Origin of the sequence: Rhizobium sp. Rhizsp42 (assembly GCF_047304155.1) — a bacterium.
Classification (GTDB): Bacteria; Pseudomonadota; Alphaproteobacteria; order Rhizobiales; family Rhizobiaceae; genus Rhizobium.
In genome coordinates, this window is the sequence record NZ_JBGLYS010000011.1 from 24,795 (window position 1) to 39,130 (window position 14,336).

A 14,336-nucleotide genomic window follows, 5' to 3' on the forward strand; every position below is an offset into this window, starting at 1 on the left:
CCGCGCCGCTCAGACTACGCTTGCTCGCTCCAGATAACGGCAAAAGGCATTCGCAAGCTGCATCTGCCGCGGCGTCCGGCACTGCGCTTCGAAAACGGAGGGCGAGGCGACAAGCACGCAGATGCATTTGGCTCGCGAGGTGGCCACGTTGAGCCGGTTGAGGCTGTAGAGAAACTCCATGCCCCGCGGCGCGTCCGCATAGCTTGACGTCGTCATCGAGTAGATGACGATCGGCGCTTCCTGACCTTGGAATTTGTCGACTGTGCCGATGCGGCCGCCGGGGATTCGGTCCTGCAACTCGATGACTTGAGCATTGTACGGCGCGATGATGAGGATTTCGTTGAGCGTAACGGGCGCTTCGACCCCGTGCTTGTCGATCCATGTCGTCCCCGCACCAAGGATCTCATCCACCAAGTCGCGGACGCAGTCAGCTTCCTCAGGCGACGAACTCTGGTTGCCTTCGGTCGGCACGGGTACGTAACGCAGGCCCGCGCCGCTGACACGGCCGCCCGACCTTATCTCCTGCACTTCCAGCCCTGGCCGTGGGTGAAGACGGCCGCCGTAGAACAGCTCAGAGGTATAGGCGCAGATGTCCGGGTGAAGGCGCCACGTCTCGGCCAGAAACAGCCCGCGGTCGTCGGCAATGGTCTGATCACCGCCGAGGATGTGATGGAGCGATGAAACGTCGGTGCCTTCTGGATGGCTACCCTGCATGGGCTGGTCAAGCTGTTGCGGATCCCCGAGCAGCACGATGGTGGATGCCGCCTGAGAGACGGCCAGCACATTGGCAAGCGCCATCTGCGCCGCTTCATCGATAAAGAGTACATCGACGGCTTCGGCGGCGTCGGGTGACGCCCAGAGCCACGCGGTGCCGCCGCCGACGTGGACGCCGTGGCTGATAGCGCCGAGCAGTTCAGATGCCTTGGTCGTGAAGCGCAAACTGTGGACGTCGTCCTCTTTCTCGGCAGATTTCTGCATACACTGGACATCTACGCCCATCGCGTCGGCCGCCGTCACGACGGCATCCAGAAGATTGCGGATCACCTTGTGACTGTTGGCGGTCACTCCGACGGTCTTTCCAGCCTGAACGAGGGCGCAGATCATGCGGGCGCCGGTGTGGGTCTTGCCGGCACCGGGTGGCCCTTGAATGGGAAACACGCCCGGCTGCAAATGCGCTGCGATGCGCAGCGCGGCATCGAGCGTGGGTTCGCCGTCCTGCCGGATCGGCTCCCCGTCGAGCCGCGGCGGCATCCGCATGAGAAGATCGCGGGCCGCCCTGTATCGGCCATCGCCCTCCATGCCGTTCGCGGCGACATGTTCACCGATGCGAACGAGCGCCTTCGCAAGCACGTCGGCATCAATCACCTTGTGAGCGAAAACGGCCTCGCTGTGGACATCGGCTGTGTCGCCCCGCTTTTTGATATCGACCCAACGTTCCTCCAGCGCCATCTCCTCGACCGTGCCGAAATGGGCACCGCTCATGTTCCGCAGGCTTTCGCCGCCGCGCAGTTCCGTCTCCTGCGGCGGGAAGCTGTAGCGGTGGATCGGCGCCTTGGCGGTGCCGCCGGTTGCGCCGATGAAGGAAAGGCCGGACAGGCCCGCCCGCTCTTCGAGCAGGTCCTCCGCCGCGAGATCGGATAGCCGGAAATACTCCCACCACAGCGCCTTCTGCTCCCGCCGATGCCAGTCTAGCGAATAGGCAAGCAGCCAGCGCGCGTGCTGCTCCGGTGTCCGGTCCGCTGGATCGAGCGGCACGTCGCCGGTTAGCTGGTCGATGAGCGCATTGATCTTCTCCTGCCACTCGCTGAGCTTCTCACTCGGCGCGCCTTCCGGTGCCTTCGGGCGCGGCACATCAGTGCCTGCTGCGACCAGTGCATCGCGGCGGGTCTCAAGCCAGTCGCGCAATTGCCAGGTCGAAACGCAGTCGTCCCTGTTATAGCCGGCGACTACCGTGCGGTCGGCGTCATCGATGAATTCCAGATCGCCAAGCTCCAGGCAGGCCTGCACCTTTGCGAGCGCCATGTTTGCGTCGGACAGGTTCGTGTCGCGCGTGAACCCGTATAGAGGTTCAAGTTTTTTGATGGAATAGCTCTCGACGCTCGCCCGCAAGGCGTTCCGGACAACGCCGTACAGATCGACGAAGCGCTTGGAGCGCAGCAGGAAGTCGATCTCTTCCTCGCGGCTCGCGTAGCGGCCCATCAACCGCTTGAGCGCCGCCGGCTCGTAGGGCGCGAAGTGGTAAATGTGCAGATCGGGGTGCTGTTCGAGACGCGCCATGACAAAGTCGATAAAGCGCTCGAAATTCGCCTTCTCGTCCTCGCGGGAAAAAGCCCAGTCGCAGGTGTAGCTGGCGGTGCCATCCGTGGCGGCAAAGCTGTAGCCGAAAAGATATTCGAGCCCGCCTTCACCTGCGAAGGGATCGCCTTCGAGGTCGAAGAAGATATCGCCGGAGGACGGGGTCGGCAGGCCTGCAAGACCAAACCCTGGTACCACCGGCAGCAATTCGTAAAGCGTGCCGGCTGCAGCGCGGCCTTCGACCTGGATGCGCGCCTGTTCGCGAATGCGCTCATAGGAATAGGCCGCACCGCGGACGGGTTTCCAAGCAAGCGGCAACGGCATGGCCGCGAGATTTGCCGCAGTCTCTATGCCCTGGCGCTTGAGTTCGTCAATCTGGACTTTGCTGATACCAGCGACCAGAGAGAGATGATCGTCCGCGCGCCGCCGCTTATCGCAACGATCGTGCCAGCGGCAGATATCGCAATGCGTTTTCGGGTCGGGATAGATCGCCGGCCCGCCCTGCTCGCCGATCGCGCGCGCGAGCCCATCCCGCACCCGCCTATAATAGGCCGCAAAGTCGTCCATTCGGAAGATCTGCTGCTCGTAGTCGGACCAGGGGGCGACGACATATGAATATGCAGGCGTCAGGCCCTGCACCGAGGCCACGAGTTCGGCATAAAGACAGAGTTGCAGGACGGTGCCGCCCTTGGTCTCGCGGGCGAGCTTGGTGTCGATCACTTCGTAAGACCATGCGCCAAGATCGCTTGGTGTATCGATGCGGCGAAGGATATCAGTGCGGCCGACCCAGGCGTTAAGACGAAACGCACCCTGCACAATGATGGGATGGCCTTCGATCATCGCCGTGCGAGTCTTTGCGACAGAATCGTCATCAACCCCGACGCCGTCAATAACGGTGACGTCGAACCCTTGCGCCTTCAGGTGCTCGACATATCCCTGTTCGTGGCGTGCGCCGCGCTCCCAGAGGATCTGCAACAGCGGGTCCCAGAAGGTGGGCTTGGGAAGCGTGCCGCGCGCAACTTCGATGTCCAGGCCGGTCAGATGGCGGCAGTTTAGGTGCCCGACCAAATCGGACGCGCTGAGCAGGAGTGAGTCTTTGCGAAGCTGCATCAAATAGTTTTAGCTCAAATGGTTTACACGCGCTATTGCTTGTTCCAGAGCGCTAGACATCTTTGTAGGCTCCGAGAACTGACACCCAGCATACGGGTGCTAGCCATAGGCGGCAGGCCGCCTCCAATTCAAGAACTGGCTAGGGAGAGGGCGGGTTATGGGAATGGCCACCGCCATTGTGGATGACAGGAATGCCTAAGGCGCGAAGCGGCCATCCCCGCGATGACCGCGGGAGCGTAAACTTCAGCCTAAAAGCGGAAATTATTTCCGCTTCAGACCCGTGTTGACTGATGCCCAAAGCCAGGGCACAAAGGTGGCATCCACGGTCGCTCGCGATGGGAAAACAGAGGGAATTTCAAGGCTCTTCTTCTAAGCCCCTGAAATCACGTGAGAATCCAGGTTCCCCAGCCAAATTTTCAAATGCATCAATAACCTATTTTTAGCGCCTCTACTTTCCGAATCGCGCGTTCGGAAGGACGCTAACTCGAATTTAATAGCTTCACGCACTCCCACTAAACCAACCCTGTTCGAAAGTGGGGTATACAGCCCCCCCAAATTGCAACCAGGCAATAAGTACGACCACGGATCAAACCGGCCGGATAACTGATTTTGCGGCGAGGCAGAACATATTCAGAAATTTACCGCTAGTAGAATCACGTCAGCTTCGTGCAACTATCTAAAAGTAAAACAATCAGCACCAATTGACCCGATATTTTCTGCGCAACGAAACTCGACAGTCAAGGTACAACATAAATGGCGGTATATGACGATATCATATTTCAGGTCGTGAAAGACGCAGAGGCGGAGCTTAGCACTAAACTTGATGCGGACATCCTTTATCTAAGCAGCGAAATGCGGATGAACATTTTTGCTTGGTTTCGCGAAATTGTTGAAAAGCTTGCCTCCCGTACCGAGAAGAAGGAAGCTATCGCGATTTTTTTGACTACGCCTGGAGGCCAGGCAGAGGTCGTTGAGAAACTCGTGGAGGTTGTTAGACACCACTATCAGCTAGTCTATTTTGTCGTCCCGGTGGCGGCAATGTCCGCCGGCACGATCTTTTGTATGTCTGGCGACAAGATTTATATGGACTACTCATCGTCATTAGGCCCGATCGATCCGCAGGTTCCGGATCGGGAAGGCAAATTTTTTGTGCCCGCTCTCGGTCACCTTGATAAACTAAATCAATTAATTGAGAAATCGAGGAATAACACGATCACGCCTGCAGAGTTTCAATGGTTGATGAATCAAGATCTGGCAATGCTTCGATTTTATGAGCAGGCGCGCGACCTATCCATCGCTCTTCTCGAAAAATGGCTGGTGCAATACAAATTCAAAGACTGGAAGAAGCATCGAACGCACAACGTTGGGGCAAACGTAACATCTACCGAGAAGCAGGCGCGAGCTAACGAAATCGCAACGTTGCTATCTGATAATACGCATTGGCATTCGCATGGGCGGATGATAGGCATGCGAACACTCAAAGACGTATGTAAGCTCGAGATTGACGATTTCGGCCAGGATTTGGATCTTCAAAGCGCCATCCGCCGTTATAACGATACAATCAGTGAGTACATCAGTCGCATGGACATTCGTGCATACTTGTATAGCAGTCAGGTTGCATAGCCGTAGGAGGGCTTCATGTCGGTTTCCGCAACTATCGAGGGTCTTCAAAAGTACCCGCAAAACACATCTCAAGAGTTTCGCGACCAGCTGGACATTGTGGAAAAAATCAAATCGCAACAGGATCCAACGGGCGTAGGTGTCTTTGTAACTGACCGATACAGCCAAGGGATCGATCGAACTTTGACTTTCAGGCCAATAGCGCGACCATCGTTTGCCCGGACGCCAATTCGATGAATTTAGGCCACCTGAGGGTGGCCTTTTCTTTGGCCCATCGACTAGGCTAATGAGTTTGCGATATTCGCAACGCAGCTAAGTGCGTAAACGCCGATGCGGACATGAATATGTACCCACGGGTGGCGGTTTAAGTTCATTCTAGAAACCGTGCCGGTAAGCTAGAACACGCCCCTCACCCCCGCCGCAACGTAAAATACCGCTGCGCCGTCTCAGCCCTGTTCCGCAGCGCCGGCGGGAACGCATACTCCCCACAGACCTCGAACACGAAGCCCGCCTTCACAAGCGTGTCGGTCATCACCTCGCTCAGTTCCGCCGTCGTACGGTAGATGGCGTTGTAGACTTCGTCGAGTTCTTCGGAGAAATGCTCCTTCAACGTCAGGCGGACGTCGAGTTCGGAGAGGGATTCGCGGAAGTAGATCGTGGCGTTCGGGGCGGCGAGCTTGGCGATCATTTTGAAGGTGTCGCGCACGGCTTCGTCGTTCAGATAAATGAAGAGGCCGGTGATCAGAAAGAAATCGAAGGGCGGTTGCAGCTTGAAGTCTTCGACGGCTATCCGGGGGACCTCGACGACCTGGAACTGGACGTTTTCGTCGTCGCCGATCTCGGCCTTGGCGCGGGCGATCAGTTCTTCGGAGAAATCGAAGCCGAGATACTGGTTGCCGTTGTTGTTGTAGAAGGTGGCGAGGCGGCCGGCGCCGCAGCCGAGTTCGAGGATCTTCGAGGGGCGTTCGAGGCGCGGCAGCAGATGCGTCTTCTCGTGGATGTCGCGGTCAACCGCGATCGTCGAGCCCTCGGATTGCAGCATCACGGCGTTGACGGCATTGCCTTCCTTTTTGGCACGACCATTGAAGAAATCGCGGACCTTCAAGGCGTCGATGCTTTCCTGGTCCTTGTATATGCGGCTCATGCTCGGTTCCGTTTCGTGACTGTTCGCTTGAAGCATGTCGGCGCCGCAAGATCGCTGCGCACGCTTGCGTGACATGCTTCAGCCGGCCAGCGCCTGCAGATTGAAGTAGTGGAGATTGTCGCGCGCCAGCGCCAGGTCCTGCTCGCTGTCGATCTCGTAGGCGATCACTTCGTGTGTGCGGATCGGCAGGAACTGCCTGAGGTGTTCGTAGACCGCCGTGTTGCCGATGTCGGCGAAGTAATCGACCGGCAGCCAGGCGATGTTGGCCCATTCATATTCGGTCGGATCGTCACGACGAAAGCTTACGGCAAGGCCGTCCTCGCGCGTCAGAAACACGGCGTCGCGGGTCTTGGTCTTGGTGATGCCGAGCTGGGCCACGCCGGGTTCGCAGGAGGCGAGGAAGGCTGCGAAGCTTTCCGGCTCGACCAGCATGTCGCCATCCATGAACAGGCAATCGCCCTTGATGTAGCGGCCGCCGAGCTCGTAGCTGTGCAGCGTCGTCGTGCTGCGGAAGCCGGGATTGCGCACGACGAGCACATCCGGGCGGATGGCGCGGATCGCCGCGATGACGGCCTTTTCCTCGAAGCCGACGATGACGCGAACATCCTCGACATCCTTCAGCAGCGACAGCAGATGCTTGATGATCTTGACGCCTTCGATCTCGACCAGGCACTTCGGCTTGCCGTGGCCCAGACGCGAGCCGAGGCCGGCCGCCGCGATTACAGCGTGTTTAACAGACGGCATAGCGACTTCCCATCGAGAGCGACATAGTTGGACACGGAGACCAGCGCGTCGGGCGCGCCATGCAGGCCGGTGAAGGCGATGCCGATATCGGCGACGTCGAAGAGCGGTACGTCGTTGAAGCCATCGCCGATCGCAACGAGGCGGTCGAACTCGTCCTTCAGCTCAAGGCCGGCGACGTTCTTGCGCATGACCGTGTCGAGGCCGGTGATCCAGCCGTCCTTGTCGGTCGTGGCTGTCGAGGTGTAAAAGCGGCAGCCGAGGCGCTCGACCAGCGGCGCGATCCAGAGATCTAGATTGCCCGTGACGACGAAGCAGCGATCACGGTTTTGGCGGATGAACTGCTCGATATCGGGATCGAACTCGACCTCGGAGACGATCGACTGGATGCGATCGAGGCCGGCGCTGCGCAGGATGGCGAAGCGCAGCCGGAAAGAGTCTTCGAACGGGATCATGCCCGACATGGTGAGCTCCGTCAGGAGCCGCATTTCGGCTTCGAGGCCAAGCTCGGAGGCGATCATCGGCAGCAGTTCGGCGCGGGTGATCGTGCCATCGAGATCGAAGGCGAAGCCGGTGCCACGCTTGTGGCCGGCAAGCGCGCCCGTGTCGTTGGCGGCGGATGGTGTCAACGCATGCTGTTGCGCGCGGTACATGCTCAGGACCTCGACGTCTGGATATCGGCTGCGATGGAATCAAGGATGATGCTGGAGGCGGGCTCGGTGTGCGGGAGCAGCACCTTCAGAAGCTCCTCGCGCTCCTTCACCAGCTGCCAGGCCTTGCCGTCCTTGTAATCGAGCGCCACCTGGCGCAGCTGATTGAAGGTTTCGACGCGGTGGGCAGCGCGTTCGGCAAGCCGGCCCAGCGCGTTGAAGGCGGCATGGACGCCGGAATCGATGAAGATCAGCGGCTTTTCGAACAGATGGTATTCGGTGAGGAAGGAGACGCCGTCGGTGATCATCAGATCCGACGCATCGAACAGCTCGCCATAGGTGCCTTCGCGAATGGCGCAGTTCGGCAGCGCCGACCAAGCATCGAGATAGCGCTGATAGGAATTATCGCGGAAGAGACCGCTCTGCTCGGCGCCGAAGGCAAGTGCGGGATGCGGCTTCAGCACGAACTGGATATCCTTGGCGGAGCGCGCCCATTCCAGCATCTGCTTATAGATCTTATGGAAAACACCGAAGCCGCTGCCGCTGACCGCCAGCGAGTGGTGCGGTGCCCAGATGACGCGGAAGGTGCGGCCGTTCGGCTCGGCGATCGGCCATTCGCCCTTGCCCTTGGCCTCCAGCAGCTTGTTGTGCTTGGGATAGCCCGTCAGCACGAATTTGTCGGGATCGGAATGCGCGAAGGAGCGATAATAGGACTGCGTCATCTCCGTCTCGCAGAAAACCTTCCAGGCGAGGCGGTGATATTGCTGGTCGTAGTTGTCGCTATAGGCCTCATCGTCCTCACCCTTGGCATCCGGGTTGGCAAGCACGCCCATGCCATAGGGCACCACGCAGATGCGGGCGAAGGTGATCTCCATCGTTCTCAGGCCATGCGGGACCGGAGAATCCCACTGCTGCTGGCGGAAGACCACGTCTGGCATCAGATTGCGCACGATATCCAGCCCGTCGAAGGAGTGCATGTCGAGGCGAATGTGCGGGACGCCAAGCGCATTCAGCCCAGCATGCACCTCATCCTCACCCGAGAACTCCGCCACGCCGAGCTGGCTGTTGTCGATCGAGACGACCATGGGGTGATAGCGATCGTCCTCGGTCATGGCCCAGTAGACATCGGCCAGCGCATCCCACATCGGGATCGACTGGACGATGAAGACGCAACGGATCTTCGGTGTCGCGGGGCCAAGGCGGCGCAGTGTCAGATGGCTGACCTGCTTCAACACGTGCATGCCGACGCCGAGGCTGCCGAGGCGTGCGTCGAACTTGGTCAGCACTTCCTTGGTGAGCGGCACCTTGTCGTGATTGTTCAGCTCGATCGCCGTCTTGACGATCTCGTTCATCTGCTGCGGCAGGGCCGTGAGCTGCGAATGAAATGTCTGCAGCAGCTTGGCGATTTCGAACTGGACCGATCCCTGCGTATCGATGCGCTGGGTCAACTCTTCGACTTGCGCCTTCAACGATGCCAATTCGGCAAGGGTTTCGGCCGAAGAATTGCTTGGCTCGGTCTTGGGCATTCAGATCGCCTTCGTACTTTCAAGAACGGCATTCAGCCGAACGCAGGTCTGCTTCTTTATCCGCCAACCCTAGGGCGGCAAGCTTTCGCCAAACTGGCCTGAATGCCGGCTTTTACCGCCTCCAACGGCCTTCGATCGGACCAGCGCATTTATAAGATTTTTATATTGGCGACTTTTCCCGCGTCTCGAACCTTAATGCGCTTCGGTTGCATATTGATGGCCGGGTGATCGCAAGATCTTGCCCGAAACACCAGGGACAAGCGCATGGCCCACCGGCCGGCGCCGCGTCTCCATTTCGAAAACAATTCAAGGAGTGATGGTCGATGATCGACATCGTTCTGCTCGGCATCACGATCTTATTCTTCGTGCTGTGCCTCGCCTACACCAAAGCCTGCGACAGCCTCTAGCGGGAGAAACACAGTGATATTCGACTATGTCCTCAGCGGTGCCGTGACGGTGTTCCTCACCGTCTACCTCACCTTTGCCCTCATCCGCCCTGAGCGATTCTGATCTCTCATAGCGCCGGGTATTGAAAGTTAATCAAGATGACCCTCAACGGATGGCTTCAGATCCTGCTTTACTGCGGGATCGTTCTCGCGCTCGTCAAACCGCTCGGCGGCTACATGACGCGTGTCTTTTCGGGCGAGCGCACGCTTCTCTCACCCGTCCTCGTTCCGATCGAACGGGGACTTTACGCATTGTCGGGCACTAGCGAACGCGAAGAACAGCACTGGACGACCTATGCGATCTCGATGCTCGCCTTCAATCTCCTGGGCGCGCTGGTGCTCTACGCACTGCTGCGCCTGCAGGCGGTGCTGCCTTACAACCCGGCCGGCATGGCCGCGGTCGGGCCAGAGCTCTCCTTCAACACCGCCGTCAGCTTCGTCAGCAACACCAACTGGCAGAACTACGGCGGCGAGAGCACGATGTCGTATCTGACGCAGATGGCCGGGCTGACGGTGCAGAACTTCGTCTCGGCGGCGACCGGCATTGCCATCGCGCTTGCCTTCATCCGGGCGTTTTCGCGCGCATCCGGCAAGGCGGTAGGCAATTTCTGGGTCGATATGGTGAGAGCGACGTTCTACGTCCTCCTGCCGCTCTGCATCGTCATGACGCTTGTCTTCGTCGCACTCGGCGTGCCGCAGACGCTCGGCGCCTATGTCGAGGCGACCACGCTGGAAGGCGCCAAGCAGACGATCGCGGTCGGCCCTGTTGCCTCGCAGCTGGCGATCAAAATGCTGGGCACCAATGGCGGCGGCTTCTTCAACGCCAATTCCGCGCATCCGTTCGAAAACCCCGATGCGATTTCCAACCTGATCCAGATGGTGGCGATCTTCGCGATCGGTGCTGCGATGACCAACGTCTTCGGCCGCATGGTCGGCAACCAGAAGCAGGGTTGGGCGATCCTCGCCAGCATGTTCGTGCTCTTCCTCATCGGCGTCGGCGTCACCTATTGGGCTGAAGCGGCCGGCAATCCGCTGATGCATGCCTTCGGCCTTGAAGGCGGCAACATGGAAGGCAAGGAAGTGCGCTTCGGCATCACGCTCTCCTCGCTCTTCGCCGTCATCACCACGGCAGCGTCGTGCGGCGCGGTCAACGCCATGCACGGCTCGTTCACGGCGCTCGGCGGCCTGATTCCGCTCATCAACATGCAGCTTGGCGAAGTGATCGTCGGCGGTGTCGGCGCGGGCTTCTACGGCATCCTGCTTTTCGTCATCATCGCCATCTTCGTGGCCGGCCTGATGGTCGGGCGCACGCCTGAATATCTCGGCAAGAAGATCGAGGCGAAAGAGATGAAAATGGCGGTGCTTGCCATCCTCTGCCTGCCTTTGACGATGCTGGTGTTCACCGCGATCGCAAGCGTGCTGCCTTCGGCCGTCGCCTCGGTTGGCACGGCTGGACCGCACGGCTTCTCGGAAATCCTCTACGCCTATTCGTCCGCCGCCGCCAACAACGGCTCGGCCTTCGGCGGGCTCACGGGGAACACGCCCTGGTACAACGTGACGCTCGGCATCGCGATGCTGGCAGGACGTTTCCTGGTCATCATCCCGGCTCTCGCAATCGCCGGCTCGCTGGCGGCCAAGAAGACGGTCCCGGCCTCGAACGGTACCTTCCCCACGGATGGCCCGCTCTTCGTCGGCCTGCTGACGGGCACCATCGTCATCGTCGGCGGCCTGACCTTCTTCCCGGCGCTGGCGCTCGGTCCCGTCATCGAGCACCTGATGATGATCTCGGGCCAGACGTTCTGAGGACATGACCATGCTGATCCGCCACTTCAGGCGCCACAAGCTCCCTGCCCGTTCCGGTCTTCCGGGACGGGCGGTGGGGCCGACGCAAGGCCGGTCGCTCAAGGCGTCGGACGCCATCCTGATCATGCTGGCGGCTCTGCTCGTGGCGGCCGCCCTCTACAAACTGATTTTCGGCTGACCGGCCAACCGGTCGCCCCATCCCCGTCTCAAACGCTGGAGTTCTCTTATGAGCCAGGCAAAATCCGTGAGCATCCTCGATGCCCGCATTCTCATTCCGGCCTTCGGCGCGGCTTTCAAGAAGCTGAACCCGAAGGCGCTTGCCAAGAACCCCGTGATGTTCGTCGTCGCCACGGTTTCGGTTCTGACCACCGTCCTCTTCATCCGCGATCTCGTGACCGGCGGCAGCAATCTCGGCTTCTCGTTCCAGATCAACCTGTGGCTCTGGTTCACGGTGCTGTTCGCCAACTTTGCCGAAGCGGTCGCGGAAGGCCGCGGCAAGGCGCAGGCCGATTCCCTGCGCAAGGCGCGCACCGAAACGCAGGCCAAGTTGCTGACCGCCAACAATGGCAGCGGCTACCGCATGGTGCCGGGCACCAGCCTGAAGGTGGGCGATCTCGTGCTGGTCGAGGCTGGCGACATCATCCCGTCGGACGGCGAAGTGATCGAAGGTGTTGCCTCGGTCAACGAGGCGGCGATCACGGGTGAATCCGCTCCCGTCATCCGTGAATCGGGTGGCGACCGCTCGGCTGTCACCGGCGGCACGCAGGTGCTGTCGGACTGGATCCGCGTGCGCATCACGGCGGCGGCCGGCTCCACCTTCATCGATCGGATGATCGCGCTCGTCGAAGGTGCAGAGCGGCAGAAGACGCCGAACGAGATTGCGCTCAACATCCTGCTTGCCGGCATGACGCTGATCTTCGTACTCGCTACGGCGACGATCCCGAGCTTTGCCGCCTATGCCGGCGGCTCGATCCCGATCATCGTGCTCGTCGCGCTGTTCGTGACGCTTATCCCGACGACGATCGGCGCGCTTCTCTCGGCGATCGGCATTGCCGGCATGGACCGCCTCGTGCGCTTCAACGTGCTTGCCATGTCCGGCCGCGCGGTGGAGGCAGCCGGCGACGTCGACATTCTGCTTCTCGACAAAACCGGCACGATCACGCTCGGCAATCGCCAGGCGACCGCCTTCCGCCCGGTGCGCGGGGTCAGCGAGCAGGAACTGGCCGATGCGGCGCAGCTCGCCTCGCTTGCCGACGAGACCCCCGAGGGTCGCTCGATCGTGGTGCTCGCCAAGGAGAAATACGCGATCCGCGGCCGCGACATGACCAGCCTGAAGGCCACCTTCGTGCCCTTTACCGCGCAGACCCGCATGAGCGGCGTCGATGTCGAGGGGTCTTCGATCCGCAAGGGTGCCGTCGATGCGGTGCTATCCTATGTCGATGGCGGTGCAGCGATTGCCTCGGGCAATACGGCGATTGCGTTGCGCTCAAACTCCGACACGGTGCGCGAGTTGCAGGCGATTGCCGACGAGATCGCCAAGGCGGGCGGCACGCCGCTTGCCGTTGCCCGTGATGGTCGCCTGCTCGGCGTTATCCAGCTGAAGGATATCGTCAAGGGCGGCATCCGCGAGCGTTTCGCGGAACTGCGCCGCATGGGTATCCGCACTGTGATGGTGACCGGCGACAACCCGATGACGGCGGCTGCAATCGCGGCCGAAGCCGGCGTTGACGATTTCCTGGCGCAGGCGACGCCTGAGAACAAGCTGGCGCTGATTCGCGAGGAGCAGGCCAAGGGCAAGCTGGTCGCCATGTGCGGCGACGGCACCAACGACGCACCGGCGCTGGCGCAATCGGATGTCGGCGTCGCCATGAACACCGGCACGGTGGCCGCCCGCGAGGCCGGCAACATGGTCGATCTTGACAGCGACCCGACGAAGCTCATCGAGATCGTCGAGATCGGCAAGCAGCTCCTGATGACGCGCGGCGCGCTGACGACGTTTTCGATCGCCAACGACGTCGCCAAGTATTTCGCGATCATCCCGGCGATGTTCCTGACCTTCTATCCGCAACTGACGGCGCTCAACGTCATGGGCCTGTCGACGCCGCAGAGCGCCATTCTCTCGGCGATCATCTTCAACGCGTTGATCATCATCGCGCTGATCCCGCTGTCGCTGCGCGGCGTGCGCTACCGGCCGATCGGCGCCGGCGCACTGCTTTCCCGCAACCTGTTGATCTACGGCCTGGGCGGCATCGTCGTTCCGTTCGTCGCCATCAAGGCGATCGACATGGCGATATCAGCCATCGGCCTCGTCTAAGGAGTTACGTCCATGTTCAAGCAACTTCGTCCCGCGATCGTGATGATCGTCGCCACCACCGCCATCACCGGCCTCGTCTATCCGCTCGCCATGACGGGCGCCGCGCAGGCGCTGTTTCCCGCCCAGGCGAACGGCAGCCTGATCGAGAAGGACGGCAAGGTGATCGGCTCGTCGCTGATCGGCCAGGCCTTCACCGGCGAGCAGTATTTCCACGATCGCCCGTCGGCGGCCGGCGATGGCTACAATGCGGCAAGCTCCAGCGGCTCCAACCTCGGCCCGACCAGCCAAAAGCTGATCGACCGGGTGAAGGCGGACTACGAGGCCGCCAAGGCCAGCAACCTGAACGCGCCCGTGCCGGCCGACCTCGTCACCGCGTCGGGCAGCGGTCTCGACCCGCACATCTCGCCCGATGCCGCCTACTTCCAGGTGCCGCGCGTCGCCAAGGCGCGCGGTCTGGACGAGGCCAAGGTGAAGACGCTGGTGGATGGCGCCGTGGAGGGCCGGGAGCTTGGCTTTCTCGGCGAGCCTGTGGTCAATGTTCTCAAGTTGAACATGGCGCTGGATGGTTCTAAGACTTGATGAGATAAGGCCTTGGCGTTTCATTTCCCTCCCTCATTCCTGTGCCCAAGCTTCGCTCGGGCGATGTCACAGGAATCCAGCCAGCCCAAGTCCTTGGGCTGAAAGGAG

The 14,336-nt window shown here is 60.6% G+C and carries 11 protein-coding genes; 6 read left to right on the top strand and 5 right to left on the bottom strand.

Going from position 1 to position 14,336, the window contains the following annotated elements; translation table 11 throughout:
• Positions 1-9: 9 nt before the first annotated feature.
• A complete protein-coding gene (locus ACCD05_RS12810; RefSeq protein WP_413393119.1) occupies positions 10-3,405 on the bottom strand; it encodes a TM0106 family RecB-like putative nuclease in 3,396 nt (1,131 codons plus the stop codon).
• A gap of 753 nt (positions 3,406-4,158) precedes the next feature.
• Between ACCD05_RS12810 and ACCD05_RS12815 the strand changes: the two genes are divergently transcribed.
• A complete protein-coding gene (locus ACCD05_RS12815; protein WP_413393121.1) occupies positions 4,159-5,028 on the top strand; it encodes an SDH family Clp fold serine proteinase in 870 nt (289 codons plus the stop codon).
• Between the two features lie 406 nt (positions 5,029-5,434).
• Here ACCD05_RS12815 and ACCD05_RS12820 read toward each other — a convergent pair whose 3' ends face one another.
• The 4 genes from ACCD05_RS12820 to ACCD05_RS12835 all read right to left on the bottom strand — a co-directional run bounded on the left by ACCD05_RS12820 (position 5,435) and on the right by ACCD05_RS12835 (position 9,086).
• Positions 5,435-6,169 carry a methyltransferase gene (locus tag ACCD05_RS12820; protein ID WP_413393123.1) on the bottom strand — a complete coding sequence of 245 codons (735 nt, stop codon included), beginning with the start codon at positions 6,167-6,169 and terminating at the stop codon, positions 5,435-5,437.
• Between the two features lie 78 nt (positions 6,170-6,247).
• Complete coding sequence (locus tag ACCD05_RS12825; RefSeq protein ID WP_081619898.1) at positions 6,248-6,913, bottom strand: NTP transferase domain-containing protein; 666 nt, start codon at positions 6,911-6,913, stop codon at positions 6,248-6,250.
• Entirely contained in the window at positions 6,889-7,563 is a 675-nt protein-coding gene (locus tag ACCD05_RS12830) for an HAD-IB family phosphatase (protein WP_413393125.1), read from the bottom strand. The genes ACCD05_RS12825 and ACCD05_RS12830 overlap by 25 nt, the downstream gene beginning before the upstream one ends.
• A gap of 2 nt (positions 7,564-7,565) precedes the next feature.
• Complete coding sequence (locus ACCD05_RS12835) at positions 7,566-9,086, bottom strand: CDP-glycerol glycerophosphotransferase family protein (protein WP_413393127.1); 1,521 nt, start codon at positions 9,084-9,086, stop codon at positions 7,566-7,568.
• 420 nt (positions 9,087-9,506) lie between these two features.
• Between ACCD05_RS12835 and kdpF the strand changes: the two genes are divergently transcribed.
• Genes kdpF through kdpC form a run of 5 tightly spaced genes read left to right on the top strand, consistent with a single transcriptional unit; the run spans position 9,507 to position 14,228 of the window.
• Positions 9,507-9,596: a K(+)-transporting ATPase subunit F gene (gene kdpF / locus ACCD05_RS12840; protein ID WP_413393129.1), complete on the top strand. Its 90-nt coding sequence runs from the start codon at positions 9,507-9,509 to the stop codon at positions 9,594-9,596.
• A gap of 35 nt (positions 9,597-9,631) precedes the next feature.
• Positions 9,632-11,335 (top strand): potassium-transporting ATPase subunit KdpA, encoded by a 1,704-nt coding sequence (gene kdpA / locus ACCD05_RS12845; protein WP_413393131.1) that lies wholly within the window; start codon positions 9,632-9,634, stop codon positions 11,333-11,335.
• A gap of 10 nt (positions 11,336-11,345) precedes the next feature.
• Entirely contained in the window at positions 11,346-11,513 is a 168-nt protein-coding gene (locus ACCD05_RS12850; protein WP_413393133.1) for a hypothetical protein, read from the top strand.
• Between the two features lie 48 nt (positions 11,514-11,561).
• Entirely contained in the window at positions 11,562-13,649 is a 2,088-nt protein-coding gene (gene kdpB, locus ACCD05_RS12855; RefSeq protein WP_413393134.1) for a potassium-transporting ATPase subunit KdpB, read from the top strand.
• A 12-nt stretch (positions 13,650-13,661) separates the two neighbouring features.
• Complete coding sequence (gene kdpC, locus ACCD05_RS12860; protein WP_413393136.1) at positions 13,662-14,228, top strand: potassium-transporting ATPase subunit KdpC; 567 nt, start codon at positions 13,662-13,664, stop codon at positions 14,226-14,228.
• Positions 14,229-14,336: the final 108 nt, after the last annotated feature.

Bases quoted from the DNA above. Each gene is read 5' to 3' on its own strand.
- ACCD05_RS12815 (WP_413393121.1), top strand. From the start codon at position 4,159: ATGGCGGTATATGACGATATCATATTTCAGGTCGTGAAAGACGCAGAG.
- ACCD05_RS12830 (WP_413393125.1), bottom strand. From the start codon at position 7,563: ATGTACCGCGCGCAACAGCATGCGTTGACACCATCCGCCGCCAACGAC.
- ACCD05_RS12810 (WP_413393119.1), bottom strand. From the start codon at position 3,405: ATGCAGCTTCGCAAAGACTCACTCCTGCTCAGCGCGTCCGATTTGGTC.
- ACCD05_RS12820 (WP_413393123.1), bottom strand. From the start codon at position 6,169: ATGAGCCGCATATACAAGGACCAGGAAAGCATCGACGCCTTGAAGGTC.
- kdpC (WP_413393136.1), top strand. From the start codon at position 13,662: ATGTTCAAGCAACTTCGTCCCGCGATCGTGATGATCGTCGCCACCACC.
- kdpA (WP_413393131.1), top strand. From the start codon at position 9,632: ATGACCCTCAACGGATGGCTTCAGATCCTGCTTTACTGCGGGATCGTT.
- ACCD05_RS12825 (WP_081619898.1), bottom strand. From the start codon at position 6,913: ATGCCGTCTGTTAAACACGCTGTAATCGCGGCGGCCGGCCTCGGCTCG.
- ACCD05_RS12835 (WP_413393127.1), bottom strand. From the start codon at position 9,086: ATGCCCAAGACCGAGCCAAGCAATTCTTCGGCCGAAACCCTTGCCGAA.
- ACCD05_RS12850 (WP_413393133.1), top strand. From the start codon at position 11,346: ATGCTGATCCGCCACTTCAGGCGCCACAAGCTCCCTGCCCGTTCCGGT.
- kdpB (WP_413393134.1), top strand. From the start codon at position 11,562: ATGAGCCAGGCAAAATCCGTGAGCATCCTCGATGCCCGCATTCTCATT.